Raw genomic sequence first — 14,423 nt, forward strand, 5'->3', positions numbered from 1 at the left:
AATATGGAAAAGTCGCTTAACTCAGTATCCAGTATTGATGGTGCATATCATTTTGGCTCACTATCACAGGAGTAGAACGGCACTCGTAGAGTGATAACTGCCAAACTAAGGTCATGACAAGCTTCATGAATCGTTTAGCCCTACACGGCTAATTCCTAATTATTAGCCAAAAATAGCTAAATTTGCATTATTAGCCATAAACGGCTAAATTGGTGTCTGCATGCAAGAAGGAGTTTTAATGTGGAGCCTACCTCTAAACCTATCGCAGTGATCAGCGGCGATATTGTCAACTCAACCAAGCTAACATCTGATCAGTTTGAACAACTACTTAAACGAATCAAAGATATTCAGAGATGGATCACCGAAGGAAATTCATCAAATGCGCACAGTATTGAGCGTGGCGATGAATTTCAGACCGTGGTGCATGATATTGAAAGCGCTCTGAGGTACACCATAATTTATCGTATTGGCATTAAAGCGCTTGGCAAAGAGTTTGATAGTCGTATTAGCCTTGCTATTGCCTCTAATGCCGATTTGCGTGAGTCGGTCTCTGAATCGATGGGTGAAGCATTTGTTCTTTCTGGGCGTGGACTAAAAGCCTTGAAAAGCGACAGGCTGTTATTTAACTCTGACCGTTTCGAACTCACTGAGCACTTTGACTTGCTCTTTAAGTACCTTGATAAACAACTAACGGAATTAACCTCTCGCCAATGTGAAGTTATGCTTCCGATGCTTCGAACCAATGAAGGTTTGTCTATTAGTAAATTAGCAGAAAAGCTCGATGTTGCTACTGCCACTGCCAGTAAGTCACTTAAAGCTTCAGGTTGGCCGCTAATCAGTGAGCTAAATTGGCGATTCATAAACCAATGGGTAGAAGCAAAAAAAAGTTCCCCCCTTCTATGACTGATGCCCCTTAACTGCGCTTGAGCTTAGTGATTGCGGTAAAAACTAAGCTCAACGCTTTTTCCGTCGCTTTTTAGCTCGGCATAACGGGAGGGGTTCCCGGCCAAAAGCTGCTCCTCTGGCACCCAGATCAGCGTTTTTGGTCTGGCTGCTGAGCCCTTGTTAAGCAAAATAAACGCTTCCCGGTCTACCTGAGTCAGGGATTTACTTTTTAGCTCCCCGGCCACATTGAAATAAACATTATCTGCGTGTATTTCTGCCAGAGCAAAGCCGTCTTTACGCAAATTCAGCTGCAGTTCGGAATAAGAAAAAGCCGAATACGCCGTTGTTAAAGTCACTTTTACAACCGCTCCTTCAGACAGCCAGATACTTCCGTTTACCGTGACCTTATAGTATTTAACCGGATCAGAGCAAAACCGTTCTCCCTCTTTTTCCCCACAGTCATACAGACTCTCCATCTGACTCAGACTGCCGGGACCAAAAGCCGGTGCATTTTCCTGTAACACGGAGGCAAGCCAGGGAAGCGACAGTGGTGCTACTCCGGCCAGAGACGGATTTGAAATCAGAAAAGCAAACAGAATAAAAAATAGTTTTTTCATATCACCCCGGCACCAGTTCAGATACTAAATATATCCTTTAGTACTCTGCTTGTCCTACGCCCCCGGGGGAATGAGTTGCAGCGGTAAAGTTTGATCGCTGACACAAAACAGGGCGTAGTGTCCAGGAATGATGTCGCTGATGTCTGTTTTTTTTATCATCGCGATAAATAAATAATAAAAGGCTAAATCATGAAACTGAGTTCGCTTTGCCTGGCACTGGCAGCAGTGTCTCCTACCCTGTTTGCTGCAGATATTTCCATTTCTACAACGACCAACAGCCGTAATTTTCCCTTGTCTTCCGGAGAGCCACTTGTTGTTACGCTGGCAAAGGACAATTACCAGTTAAAGGTCTCAGATATCAAGGGAAACTGCACCGCACCGGAAAACCAAAAAATGCGCTTTAATAAGCCTCTTGCGTTAAATTGCGGTAAAGCGACGGAAATCCCGGTTAAAATCCGTTTCAGCGGTGACTATGCCTTTATTTACGACCCGGAGACACAAACGCTTTTGGTTAAACGTCAGCCTAAAAAGAGCGCAAAAAAGGAATTTAAAAGGCCGATTCCTGACGTAACCTGTGAACAGTATGCCGGTGGCCCGGTCACCATCACTCTGGACGGCAGCTATCCAGACGGTACTTCGCTTCGCGATGCCTACTCCGGTAATCTGGTCAGTGTAAAAGATAACAAAGTCACCATCACGCCAGCGCCGCAAAGTGGAGGCCTTGTCCTGCTGGAATCACCGGATAAACACCACGCAAGTTCGCAGCTCGACTGGCGCAACGCCAATATCTACTTTGTGATGGTAGACAGATTTAATAATGGTGATAAAACCAACGATACATCTTATGGCCGTCAGAAAGACGGAAAAGATGAAGTGGGCACCTTTCATGGCGGTGACCTGAAAGGCGTTATTGAAAAGCTCGATTACATTAAAAGTCTTGGTACCGACGCTATCTGGCTCTCCCCTATTGTGGAGCAGATGCACGGTTTTGTTGGTGGCGGAGAAAGCGGATCATTCCCGTTTTACGGCTATCACGGATACTGGACACGAGACTTTACCAAAATTGATGAGAACTTTGGTAGCGATGAGGATCTAAAACGTCTGGTTGAAGAAGCTCACAAGCGGGGAATTAAGATCCTTCTGGATGCGGTAATTAACCACTCAGGATACTCGTCACTGGCCGATCTCCAGTTTGATAATATTCAGGTACTGAATCCAAATGCAGACCTACCTGAGAAGTGGGCAGAATGGAGTCCGGCTAAGGGCGAAAACTGGCACAGCTACCATAAAAACATCGACTATAAAAACAGTGAGTGGAAAAACTGGTGGGGTAAAGACTGGGTTCGTACCGGCCTGCCCGGCTACCAGTCGCCGGGAAGCAGCGATATTACTATGTCTCTTGCCGGTCTGCCTGACTTTATTACAGAATCGGAAAAAGCCGTTACCCCACCGCAGTGGCTGTTAGATAATCCAGGCACCCGGGTTAAGGCAAAAGAGAACTACCGGGTTTCAGATTATCTGATTGAGTGGCAGACCGACTGGGTAAAACGCTTTGGCATCGATGGTTACCGGGTGGATACCGTTAAACATGTTGAAGGTGATATCTGGAAACGCCTGAAGTCTGAAGGCTCAAGAAGTCTGGAGCAGTGGCGAAAAACAAATAATCAGTCCGGGCAGCCCTTCTTTATGATGGGTGAAGTCTGGGGTCATACCGCGTATCGCAGCCCTTACTTCGATGACGGTTTTGATGCTCTGATCAACTTCGATATGCAGAAAAAACTGGATAAGGGCGCAGCCTGCCTCAGTCAGATGGCAGACACTTACCAGAGCTACGCAGCCACGTTGCAGGAACATGCTGACTTCAATCCTGTAAGCTACATGTCATCTCACGACACCGAGCTTTTCTTCAGCCGGTTTAAATCCTTTGATATGCAGCGCAACGCGGCTAATGCTCTGCTGCTCAGCCCTGGCGCCGTTCAGGTTTACTACGGTGATGAAGTCGCCCGTAATATCGGTCCCTATGCAGATGATTTTCACCAGGGCACCCGCTCAGATATGGTGTGGGATTTAAGCAACGACCGGAAAGCCCTGCTTGCGCACTGGCAAAAAATGGGGCAATTCCGTCAGGCTCACCCGGCAATTGGCGGAGGCATTCATAGCGAGATTGAGCAAAAAGGGGCCTATGTTTTCTCACGTAGCTTAGGCGATGACAAAGTCATTATTGCTTTCACCGGCAGACAATAAGCTTGTGAAACTGAGCATGCAGAGCGTTTTCTGCATGCTCACTTACCAAATCCGGTTCTTTGTCATAAGATTTAAACGATTGCCATTCAAGTTATTTGTAACAAATTGAATTAGCACTTGAAACGCTGACAGAAATATCGGTAATATGCCGCGCAAGCTTTTTTGCGAAAAGCGAAATATCACTTCGTATAATCCCAATGATATGGTTTGGGAGTTTCTACCAAGAGCCTTAAACTCTTGATTATGAAGTCTGTAACTTTATTTTTGTCGTTCACACTAATTCGGTAATTGGCAGCCTTGCTGATCGCTGAAATCAGTATTAATAAAGGTAGAGACTCATGGACTACAATAATCTTCCTAAGATCGATCTGCATTGTCACCTGGACGGAAGCGTTCGCCCTGAAACTATTATTGACCTTGCGAACCAGCAAGGCATCGAACTTCCTTCTCAGGATATCAATGAAATCCGCGAGCTGATGATTGCTCCGGAAACCTGTCCTAATCTCGTCGAATACCTTAAGCGCTTTGAGTTGCCTCTGTCTGTAATGCAGACCGAAGAGGCCATCGAAAGAATCTCTTTCGAGCTATACGAAGATGCCGCCAGAGAAAACGTAAAATATATGGAAGTACGTTTTGGCCCGCTTCTGCACCTGGAAAAAGGATTATCGCTTGAACAGGTGATTGCCAGCGCGGTTAAAGGTATGAAACGGGCAGAAGAACTATATGACATCAAAGGCAACTATATTCTGTGCATTCTGCGAACCATGGCTAAAGACCGGATTGAAGATGTGCTGGATACAGGCGAAAAGTTTTTGAATAACGGAGTCGTTGCTTTCGACCTTGCCGGTGCTGAACTTCCTGGTTTCTGTCATGAATTTATTCCTGCTGCTCAGTATGCACGGGACAAAGGTTACCACGTAACCATTCACGCAGGAGAACAGGGTGTCGGCCAGAACGTTTATGATGCCATCAGCCTGCTGAAAGCGGAAAGAGTGGGTCACGGTATTCATATCAAAGGTCACAAGCCTGCTTACGATCTGGTAAAACAGGATCAGGTTGCTCTGGAAACCTGCCCTAGCAGTAATATTCAGACCAAAGCCGTGGACTCACTGGCTGAGCACCCGGCCAGCACCTTCCTTAAAGACGGTATTTCAATCACGATTAATACCGACAACCGGACCGTTTCAAACACCACAATGACACAGGAAGTACAAAAAGTGGTGGAAGAGTTTAATCTCACCGAAAAGGAATACCACTCAATTTACCGGTTTAGTGTTGCAGGCTCATTTGCTGCAAAAGACGTTAAAGAGCATCTTCTTACTTATATCAAATAGACCAGACTTGATAACAGATTAGGAAACGGCCCATGAGGCCGTTTCTTTATATATTTTTGTTAAGATCATCATCTCTCTTTAACTGCCAGCGTATATACTAGGGTTATTACTCAAACTTTTCAGGAACCTTATGCGCTGGGCTCTCTTCCGATTCATCACTCTTTTTGTTTTCCTTGTTAATTCGGTAAACATCGCGCTGGCAGATCAAATCGAAGTTTCCAGCTTTTACGGAAACTACGATACCTCGATGAAAAAAATCGGCCAGCAGTCACTTAGCCTTCGTGGCCCCAGGATAGAAACCTGGAATACATCTGTACAAACCCAAAAGCCATACACCATTGGCGTATTGCTGCCTAACCTGCAGGACTCCTACTGGGTAGCCGTCAATTACGGCATCATGCGGCAAGCAGAGGAGTCAAATATTGCTGTAAAAGTGGTTGATGCCAGGGGCTATAAAAACCTGGAGACACAACAAAAACAGCTGCGCGACTTCCTCCGGTCTGATATTGACGGATTAATCCTGGGTTCCATCAGCTACACCAAAAATAACCGGCTGATTAAGGAGATCACCAATAGCGGCATTCCTGTCGTCGCTCTGGTCAATGATGTGGAAGCAGAAAACATCTCAGCCAAATCCATGGTCTCCTATTACGATATGGGCTTTTTCACCGGTGAATATGTCGCTGAGCAGGAAACAACTTCAGATAAAGAGCTCAACGTCATTTTCCTTCCCGGGCCAAAAGGCTCAGGCTGGGCCGATGAAGCACTGGCTGGTTTTCAGGCAGCAACAGAGTTTACATCGAAAAAGATCAATATCACTGAGATTTTATGGGGCGATACCGATACAGACAGCCAGAGTGCTTTGTTAAAAAAGGCGCTTAAGTCCCACCCTAGTACCGATTACATAATAGGTAACGCCGTTGCCGCCGAGGCGGCCTTAGAACTCGTTAAACAGTCAGGATCATCAGCAAAAATCGCCGCTACCTATATTACTCCGGCTATTTTTGAGGCAATAAGAGCAGGTAAAATTGTTGCTGCCCCATCCGATATGGCATCGGCACAGGCCCGTATTGCACTTGGCATGCTTTGCAATCTGCTGGAGGGACAAAAAGCCGGAGCCGATTTTCCATTCAGAGCCGGACCACTTATTCCTGTCATCACCACTGGCAACATTAATAAGTACACATTCGAAGACCTGTTCGGCCCGGTTGGTTATAAGCCCGTATTTCAGTGGCCTCCCCTACCTAGTGAGAAATGAGCAAGATGTCAGTAAAAAAACGTATCGCGATAGGCCTTGGAATACTGCTGGTGTTTATCGCCGTTCTTGCAGCAAATGCCTATTTCTCGGTGGACCGTTCATCTCTGGGCTTTAAGCACTATCAATCGCTGGCACGGGACGCCACTGTTTCTGCAGACCTGAGAAGTCAGTTGCTTGAAGAGCGGGTCTACGTAAAGGACTACATCATCCACGGCACCTTTAATTCGCTCCAGCGCTTTTATCATAACCATGAGGATATGACGGATAAGCTGAATAACGCTTTGTCTCAGGTCGATAATGCCGAACGGAAAAAACTGCTCAAAACCGCCATTGAATCCCATAAGAAGTATGGCGAAGCCTTTGCTCAGGTTAATACCCAGCAGACCCGACGAATCCAGTTGATCAACGAATTGTGGGAGCTGGGCGAAGAGATGGAAACCGTGCTGCAACAGGCAATAGATAAGGCTTATGATGCAGGAAGCATAGGTACAACTTTTTATGCCTGGACAGCACTCGGCCACCTTCAGGCCGGACGCCACGCCATGATGATGTATCTTGAGACCAATGTGCAGAGCCAGGCCACCACCGCCAGAGAAAAGTTCCGCGATCTGGACAATGTGTCCCGTATTCTTGTTGGCCTGATGCGAAGCCCTCAGGAAAGAAAAGCGCTGATCGCGGTAAGAAAATCCAGCAAAAACTATATTGCCAAAGCTAACACTTTGATGGACTTAACTTCGGTCCGGAACGAAATTATCTCAGGGACACTGGACATACTGGGCCCGAAAATATTAGACGACCTGAGTAAAATCGAATTGTCAGTACGTCAGGAAAGAGACTTACTTGGCCCACAGTTAGATAAAACCAACGCCAACATTATCAGCGTCGTGCTGATTGTGGGGATGACATCCCTGTGCATCGGTATACTGGTTGCGCTTTACCTTACCCGCTCCATTACCATCCCTTTAAGCCGGGTAACCAAAGCCGCCGATGAAGTGGCGTCCGGCAATATCGATGTGGTAATGCAACCAGAAGGGCCGGAGGAACTGGCTAACCTGCAACGCTCCATTGCCACTATGCTTACCCGAATTAAAAATAAAATCGCTGAAGCCGATGACGCAAACGCCGCAAAAAGCGAATTTCTTGCCCGTATGAGTCATGAAATCCGTACCCCCATGAATGCGGTGATCGGCATGTCGCATCTGGCGCTGCAAACTGAACTCACCAACAAGCAAAAAGACTATCTGGAAAAAATCCACAACTCCGCTTACGATCTGCTTGGCATTATTAATGACATTCTGGATTTTTCCAAAATCGAAGCCGGTAAACTGGATATAGAAAGGACCACCTTTGACTTAGACTCGGTGCTTGAAAGCATTGCCACTCTCATCTCACCCAAGGCGGATGAGAAAAACCTCGAAGTGGTTTTCAGCGTTGATCCGGCTCTGCCAGCACAACTGATTGGTGATCCGCTCAGGCTGGGGCAAATTCTGATCAACCTGACCAATAACGCGGTTAAGTTTACCGAGCAGGGTGAAGTTCTGCTTTCGGTAACACAGGTTAAATCCGACGATAAATATTCCGATCTCTGCTTCAGTGTTGAGGATACGGGCATCGGCATGAGCGATGAACAGATCCGCAATCTGTTCCAGTCCTTCTCTCAGGCAGATATCACCACAACCAGAAAATATGGCGGCACCGGGCTTGGTCTCGCCATTTCCAGCTCCCTGACTGAGCTGATGGGGGGAGAAATTACCGTAGAGAGCATGCCTGGAAAAGGCAGCAAGTTCTCGTTCACTCTTCGTCTGGAAAGGCCGGAGCAGCCACTTCAGAGTCTGACATCACACAAATACAACGGTCTTAAAGTGCTGGTGGTCGATGACAACACCTCGTCAAGAGAAAGCCTGGCAGCCATGATACGAAACTTCCGGTTTCTTTCTGATACCGCTAAATCCGGTAAAGAGGCAATGCAAAAGATTTTGGCCGCGCAGCAGACCAATACGCCGTATCAGCTGGTTTTGATGGACTACAAAATGCCGGGACAAAACGGCCTTGAGGTGGCACAGAAGATTAAGCTTCACCCCGACATTTCTGACACTCTGTCTATTTTGATGGTCAGTGCCTTTGGCCGTGAAGAGGTAGTGGGTCAGGCTCTGAATTCCGGAGTTGAAGGCTTTATCCATAAACCCATTAATCAGTCTCTGCTGTTTAATACTGTGATGACTGTTCTTGGAGAGCATGCACAAGCAGTAAGCAGCCCGGAAGAAGATAAAACGATAAATGCAGCCCGTCTGGCCGCTATCCGGGGAGCCCGTGTACTTCTGGTGGAAGACAACAAGCTAAACCAGCAGGTAGCGAACGAGCTCCTTACCAGTGCGGGGATCATCACAGATATAGCCGAAAACGGTAAGCAAGCCCTACAGGCTGTTCAGACCTTAAGTTACGATCTGGTTCTGATGGATATTCAGATGCCGGAAATGGATGGCTATGAGGCAACCAGAGCCATTCGCAAGGACGATAAATATCACTCCATACCCATCGTTGCTATGACAGCCCATGCGCTGCCAAGAGACCGGGAGCAGTGTCTGCAATCCGGAATGAATGATCACATTACCAAGCCAATAGAACCTCAGGTGCTCTATGAGACTCTTCTTCAGTTTATTGCACCTGCCGGGCACCATGACACTGAGCTAGTCCTTCCGTCACAGCCAGATGAAGAAGTGACGATTCCCTACATCGAAGGGCTGGATATCAACCGCGGAGTGGCGAACGTAAACGGAAACAGGCCGCTCTACCTGAAGCTACTGCGCGATTTTTATCAGGATTACCACGATATTGATACCAGGCTGTCCGCAATGGTTCAGGAGCAAAACTGCGCAGAACTTCAGCGTCTTTCGCATACGCTGAAAGGTGTCGCCGGTAATATCGGCGCACGGGAACTTTACCGGGCATCAAACGACTATAATCATCTGATGCGCAGCAGTAACGGCGACTGTAAGGAAAGCCCTCAGTTTCAGGCGTTCCGCAGCCAGCTCTGCGCATTAACCGACAGACTTCAGGCCATTTCACAACACACGATAACGCTGACTAAAACTGATGCAGAGCCGGTAAAAAAAGAGAGAGTATTACCGCTAATAGCAAAAATACAGCACTTGCTGGTACAAGATAACGCAGAAGTGACTGATCTGCTGCCTGAATTACATACTCTGTTAGACAATAGCGCATGGTCTCAACTAGTATCTAGGGTAGAAACGTTAATTGACGATATTGAATACGAGAGCGCTCTGAATATACTGGACGAGCTTTATCGTAAAATAGAATCAGAATCATAACAAAGCAGGCTCAGGTTATGCACAATGACAAACCCAGAATCCTGGTCGTGGATGACGAAAAGTTTAACCGGACAATTCTGACAGGCCTTCTGAAAGAAGAGTACACCATCACTCTGGCAAAAGACGGCCTTCAGGCGCTGGAGAAAGCTCGCTCCGACCACCCGCCGGAGCTTATCCTGATGGACGTTGTCATGCCGCAAATGGACGGCTATTCCGCCTGTTACGAGCTGAAAAAATCGGCCAAAACAAAAGATATTCCGGTCATCTTTATCACCGCCATGCATGAAGCGGATGACGAAAAGCGCGGACTGGATCTCGGCGCCATTGATTATATTGGTAAGCCTTTCAGACCGGGCATCGTTCAGGCCAGGGTAAGAAACCACATTGCTCTGGCCAAAGCCAGGAGAAAGCTGGCAGAAGCTCATGCCCTGCTGGAGATGAAAAACGAACAGCTGGAAGTAATGGCCAGCCGGGATTCTCTCACCGGCATCTGCAACCGCTTTTCTCTGGATGAATCTCTGAATAAGGAACTCAATCAGGCCGAGCGCTACGGCCGTTCATTTTCTGTCATCATTATGGATATCGACCACTTTAAGAAGGTCAATGATACCTTTGGTCATCAGGTCGGTGATGAAACCCTGAAAACCATCGCCGGGCTACTGAAAAACGGTGTTCGTCAATCCGATATTTGTGGCCGTTGGGGCGGTGAAGAATTTCTGATTATCTGCCCTGAGAGTGGCAGTGACGGCGCCTTTGTTCTTGCTGAACATCTTCGCGCAAAAATCAAGGCGTACCCGATGCCGACCAGCAAAAATATCACCGCAAGTTTTGGGATCGCCAGTTTTCAAAGGGGCGAAAGTGCAAACAGCCTGCTAACAAGAGCAGACCGAGCCCTCTACTACGCCAAAACCGAAGGAAGAAACCGGACCAGGATCGAAGAAAAGATGAAAGAGAATTGTTGTTAACAGGAATTATAGAGAATATTACCCGTATAAATGTAGTAACGAGGAAATCCAATGTTTAAAGCTTTGCTGTTTGATATGGACGGCCTGATTTTCGATACCGAAGGGCTGTATAAAAAAGCGTGGCAACGTGCAGCCGGTGATCAGGGTTTAGATTTAAATGACGAGTTTTACCAGAACTTTATCGGTGTACAGGACCCTGCCTGTGAACAGCTGATGGTCTCTCACTTTGGTGAAAGGCTTAACCTGCCATTGTTTCAGAAACAAAGAGATCAGTACGTAAAAGAGCTAAAACAGAAGCCGGTTCCCTATAAGCCTGGCTTTAAAGATCTGTTTGAGACAGCAAAAGAACAGAACATTAAGTGCGCACTGGTCACCTCTTCTTTTCTGAAAGATGTAGAGCACCACTTTGCAGATTCAGGTTACCTTGAACAGTTTGATACGCTTATCACAGCTGAAAAGGTGACTAACGGAAAACCTGCGCCGGATTGTTATCTGATGGCCTGCTCAGAACTGAAAATTGCTCCGGAAACCTGTCTGGTACTTGAGGACTCCAACAATGGCATGCAGTCAGGCTTAGACGCAGGCTGTAGCGCAGCAATGATTCCTGACTTACTGCCACCACGCGAAGACATTAAAGAGCGGGCGACACATATCTTTGCCTCTCTGGAAGATGTACTTTCTCTGGTCAAATAGTTCCGCATGCAGGGGGATCATCCCCCTGCTGATTTTCTCTTTTTCATCTGCTGAATGTTAGACTGCTCTGACTCAAGCAGCAGACGAGTTTCACCAATAGGCAGGGGTTTGCTGTACAGGTAGCCCTGAACCAGGTCAATATTCAACTCCCTTAGTTTCTGCTCCTGCTCTGCGGTCTCAACCCCCTCAGCAACGGTTGTGTATCCAAGAGACTGAGCAACCGCACAAAGCGCTTTAACCACCTTAAGCGATCTTGGTGAAGCCAGCATATCCTGAGTAAAGCTCTTATCTATCTTTATTTCAGAAAACGGCAGACGGAACAGTTCACTGAATCCGGTATGTTTCATACCAAAGTCATCAATGGACACGTTGCATCCTCGCATGCGGAAAAATGTAAGGCTTCTGATCACATGAATATCAACCACCGGGTTATCTTCTGTTATTTCAATGATCATCCGTTCAGGAGAAAAATTATATTTATCCAGAATTTTTACTATATTCTCGGCAAAATCCTCATTATCCAGTGATTTATAATCAACATTGAGAGAAAGCGACCCATTAAATTCACAATTTTCGGAAAACTCTTCTAACGCTTTTTCCAGCACAATATAAGTAAATTTATTGAGATCCGCGCCAGAGAGTAATTTATGAATAAAACGGTCTGGTGTGTAATGAATGCCCTGATAATTAATCCGGCTCAATATTTCAAACCCGGTAATTTCAGATGTAGCCAGTGAATACTTAGCCTGATAGAACGGTACCAGGCCACCACTTTCAACCGCTTCCCATAAATCCGGAATATCATCCATATTCTGTTTTTTGATGACAGGATTTAGCCTCTCGCAATTTCCCAGCACCTGAAGAATAATCTCTTTAACCGAGTCAGCGGACGCCGGCAAAGTGATCCCGGCAACATTTAACTGCCCGCTCAGCTTGGCTATCTGGCGCGCACCATCAATAATATCGTCGTTGTAATGGCTAAGCAGAACCATACCTTTAAGGTGTTCTAACTGAATACCCTTCAGCATTACCTTCAGATCAAGTTCTGCGGTAGGAATAATGCCGGAAATCCAGATAAATGGCTCCTGACACTTGTATACATGTTCAATACCGGCTTTTATCGTCGGAAAGTACACCAGCCTGTTACTTTCTGCAGACACCATCTGCTCGATTATGTCGAAACTTATCATCGAATTTTCGACAACCACAATTTTCATCATAATAATGCTAGCCAAATCCGCCTTTAAATTATAGTTATTACTAGTGATGCTAGTTCACAAATCATACGGGTTCAACAGTTAACAATATTTATTCGCATGTTCTAATATGCATAAATTGTGACTAATTAGCGAACGGTTAATATAAGACCATGATTTAATGTTGTCGCTACTAAATATACAAACAGGCCTAACATTTTTCTTAATATAACTGACTCGTCATCAAATTTAGTTTCCCATTCATCTGAAGGGAACCTTTGCCGCTAAAGTATCCAATGGGCAAAACCAGGCCGCTCTACTCTCCTTTCATTGAAAATCAGCGAAGAATTAAGACAAATCAGCACTATTTATACACTGATTCCTTTTAAAAAACGTATGCTTGATGGTACAACTCTTGCAATAAACCTTTGTCTGCCCAAAGGTTTAATTCAATGTCGCTATCAGTTCAGTCTAACACTATGGCTTTATCCGCTAAGAGATACCTTAGCTCGGCCACGCATGGGCTGAATTCTTCCATGGCCAGACTCTCTTCAGGCAGCAAGATTAACTCCGCAAGAGATGACGCTGCGGGCCTGCAGATCTCAAACCGCCTTAATGCTCAGAATCATGGTCTGGAAGTAGCGATGCGCAATGCCAGCGATGGTGTTTCAACCCTTCAGGTAGCCGACGGCGCACTCAACGAATATACCGAATTAGTACTGCGGATTCGGGATCTGTCTCTTCAGGCGGTCAATGACTCAAATAGCGGCGACGATGTCAGAGCCATTGAGACCGAAATCCGGACACTGGCGGATGAGTTAAACCGGATTGTCTTTACCAGCGCCTTTGGCGGAGATGCGCTGTTCTCCGGCCCTCTGTCGGGCGATCAGGAACGCGATAAATTTGAAGATAAGGTCGTAAGCTTTCAGATAGGCGCAGGTTCAGGCGAAGTGGTCAGCTGTACTTTACCTAACCTCAACCGGCTGCATGAGCAGAAAATGATTTCGACTTCCCATTCATCCAACCTGGGAGACCCAATTCCGGATAACTGGAGAACAGAAAAAGGCGATTATATTGATATCCGGATAACGGATGACGATCAGGAGAAAGTAAAAAGAATCGAGTTTTCTGAAGGCGAGCCCATTGAAGGGGTCGTAAATAAAATCAACTCAAACTTAAACAATAAAGTCAGGCTTTATATAAGCAAAACCACAGATCAGGGCGGCGAAAGCAATAATATTATCGGCTTTTCATACGAGGAAGGAACAAAGCAGTCAGGCACCACATTACTCGGAATTGAAGGACAAAATTTCTCTTCTCTGAAAAACAGTGGTGGCAAAGGCGTAATAATCGAAAGCAGCGACAGCTCAGATATCGGTGAAAGCGGCGTTAAAAGGAAGTTTAACGATGTGCTTAACGGCGGTGACTTTGGCGATACCGACGCTATTGAAAACGAAACCGACTATATCAATAACCGTCACTCTCTGATCCACTTTTGTGATCTTGTATTAACCCACGTTGATTCATACCGGGCAGACATAGGCGCAAGCATAAACCGGCTTGAAGGCTCAATAAAAAACCTCTCGACTCAAAATATACATACCAGCGACAGTAAAAGCCGGATCCGGGACACTGACTTCGCCAAAGAAACCGCAAAACTGACAAAGGAAAAGATCCTGTCAGACTCCACAACCAGCATGCTGGCTCAGGCCAATAACCTGCCACAAAGCGTTTCTGGCCTGCTGGCCAGCTAATGCCGATTAAGCTGTAAAGGTCGGTTTCGCCAGACCCTCGTTCCCACGCTCCTGCGTGGGAATGTATATGGACTCCCCCTGTAACACAAGTGGTTTAAGATAATAAGAGTTTATGCAAGTGCACGTATATTCGGTTTCATCATGGGGC

10 protein-coding genes and 1 riboswitch are annotated in these 14,423 nt (G+C 46.3%); of the genes, 8 read left to right on the forward strand and 2 right to left on the reverse strand.

Translation table 11 applies throughout. From position 1 onward, the window contains the following. Positions 1-240 precede the first annotated feature (240 nt). Complete coding sequence (locus L3Q72_RS16625) at positions 241-903, forward strand: hypothetical protein (protein ID WP_275133279.1); 663 nt, start codon at positions 241-243, stop codon at positions 901-903. A 26-nt stretch (positions 904-929) separates the two neighbouring features. On the opposite strand, the gene L3Q72_RS16630 is transcribed toward L3Q72_RS16625, so the two are convergent. Then, a complete protein-coding gene (locus L3Q72_RS16630) occupies positions 930-1,502 on the reverse strand; it encodes a hypothetical protein (protein ID WP_275133280.1) in 573 nt (190 codons plus the stop codon). 189 nt (positions 1,503-1,691) lie between these two features. Here L3Q72_RS16630 and L3Q72_RS16635 point away from each other — a divergent pair, with 189 nt between their 5' ends. From L3Q72_RS16635 to L3Q72_RS16660, 6 genes are all read left to right on the forward strand, one after another. Further along, positions 1,692-3,746, forward strand: a complete 2,055-nt coding sequence (locus L3Q72_RS16635) for an alpha-amylase (RefSeq protein WP_275133281.1) — start codon at positions 1,692-1,694, stop codon at positions 3,744-3,746. Positions 3,747-3,910: 164 nt separating this feature from the next. Beyond that, positions 3,911-4,010, forward strand: a riboswitch (purine riboswitch). 74 nt (positions 4,011-4,084) lie between these two features. Further along, positions 4,085-5,080 (forward strand): adenosine deaminase, encoded by a 996-nt coding sequence (add, locus tag L3Q72_RS16640; RefSeq protein ID WP_275133282.1) that lies wholly within the window; start codon positions 4,085-4,087, stop codon positions 5,078-5,080. A 130-nt stretch (positions 5,081-5,210) separates the two neighbouring features. Then, entirely contained in the window at positions 5,211-6,338 is a 1,128-nt protein-coding gene (gene torT / locus L3Q72_RS16645) for a TMAO reductase system periplasmic protein TorT (RefSeq protein ID WP_275133283.1), read from the forward strand. Between the two features lie 5 nt (positions 6,339-6,343). After that, entirely contained in the window at positions 6,344-9,667 is a 3,324-nt protein-coding gene (locus tag L3Q72_RS16650; protein ID WP_275133284.1) for a response regulator, read from the forward strand. 17 nt (positions 9,668-9,684) lie between these two features. Next, positions 9,685-10,632, forward strand: coding sequence for a diguanylate cyclase (locus L3Q72_RS16655; protein WP_275133285.1), 948 nt, complete (start codon positions 9,685-9,687; stop codon positions 10,630-10,632). A gap of 51 nt (positions 10,633-10,683) precedes the next feature. Further along, positions 10,684-11,325, forward strand: coding sequence for an HAD family phosphatase (locus tag L3Q72_RS16660; RefSeq protein WP_275133286.1), 642 nt, complete (start codon positions 10,684-10,686; stop codon positions 11,323-11,325). A 17-nt stretch (positions 11,326-11,342) separates the two neighbouring features. Here the strand turns inward: L3Q72_RS16660 and L3Q72_RS16665 are convergent, their stop codons facing one another. Next, positions 11,343-12,515, reverse strand: coding sequence for an EAL domain-containing protein (locus L3Q72_RS16665; RefSeq protein WP_275133287.1), 1,173 nt, complete (start codon positions 12,513-12,515; stop codon positions 11,343-11,345). A 458-nt stretch (positions 12,516-12,973) separates the two neighbouring features. Between L3Q72_RS16665 and L3Q72_RS16670 the strand changes: the two genes are divergently transcribed. Further along, positions 12,974-14,275 carry a flagellin gene (locus L3Q72_RS16670; protein WP_275133288.1) on the forward strand — a complete coding sequence of 434 codons (1,302 nt, stop codon included), beginning with the start codon at positions 12,974-12,976 and terminating at the stop codon, positions 14,273-14,275. The last annotated feature ends 148 nt before the right edge of the window (positions 14,276-14,423 follow it).

The sequence above is a fragment of the Vibrio sp. JC009 genome (assembly GCF_029016485.1).
Classification (GTDB): Bacteria; Pseudomonadota; Gammaproteobacteria; order Enterobacterales; family Vibrionaceae; genus Vibrio.

Excerpts from the sequence above, each read along its gene's own strand:
- L3Q72_RS16650 (WP_275133284.1), top strand. The coding sequence starts at position 6,344 with ATGTCAGTAAAAAAACGTATCGCGATAGGCCTTGGAATACTGCTGGTG.
- L3Q72_RS16670 (WP_275133288.1), top strand. The coding sequence starts at position 12,974 with ATGTCGCTATCAGTTCAGTCTAACACTATGGCTTTATCCGCTAAGAGA.
- L3Q72_RS16655 (WP_275133285.1), top strand. The coding sequence starts at position 9,685 with ATGCACAATGACAAACCCAGAATCCTGGTCGTGGATGACGAAAAGTTT.
- add (WP_275133282.1), top strand. The coding sequence starts at position 4,085 with ATGGACTACAATAATCTTCCTAAGATCGATCTGCATTGTCACCTGGAC.
- L3Q72_RS16660 (WP_275133286.1), top strand. The coding sequence starts at position 10,684 with ATGTTTAAAGCTTTGCTGTTTGATATGGACGGCCTGATTTTCGATACC.
- torT (WP_275133283.1), top strand. The coding sequence starts at position 5,211 with ATGCGCTGGGCTCTCTTCCGATTCATCACTCTTTTTGTTTTCCTTGTT.
- L3Q72_RS16630 (WP_275133280.1), bottom strand. The coding sequence starts at position 1,502 with ATGAAAAAACTATTTTTTATTCTGTTTGCTTTTCTGATTTCAAATCCG.
- L3Q72_RS16635 (WP_275133281.1), top strand. The coding sequence starts at position 1,692 with ATGAAACTGAGTTCGCTTTGCCTGGCACTGGCAGCAGTGTCTCCTACC.
- L3Q72_RS16665 (WP_275133287.1), bottom strand. The coding sequence starts at position 12,515 with ATGATAAGTTTCGACATAATCGAGCAGATGGTGTCTGCAGAAAGTAAC.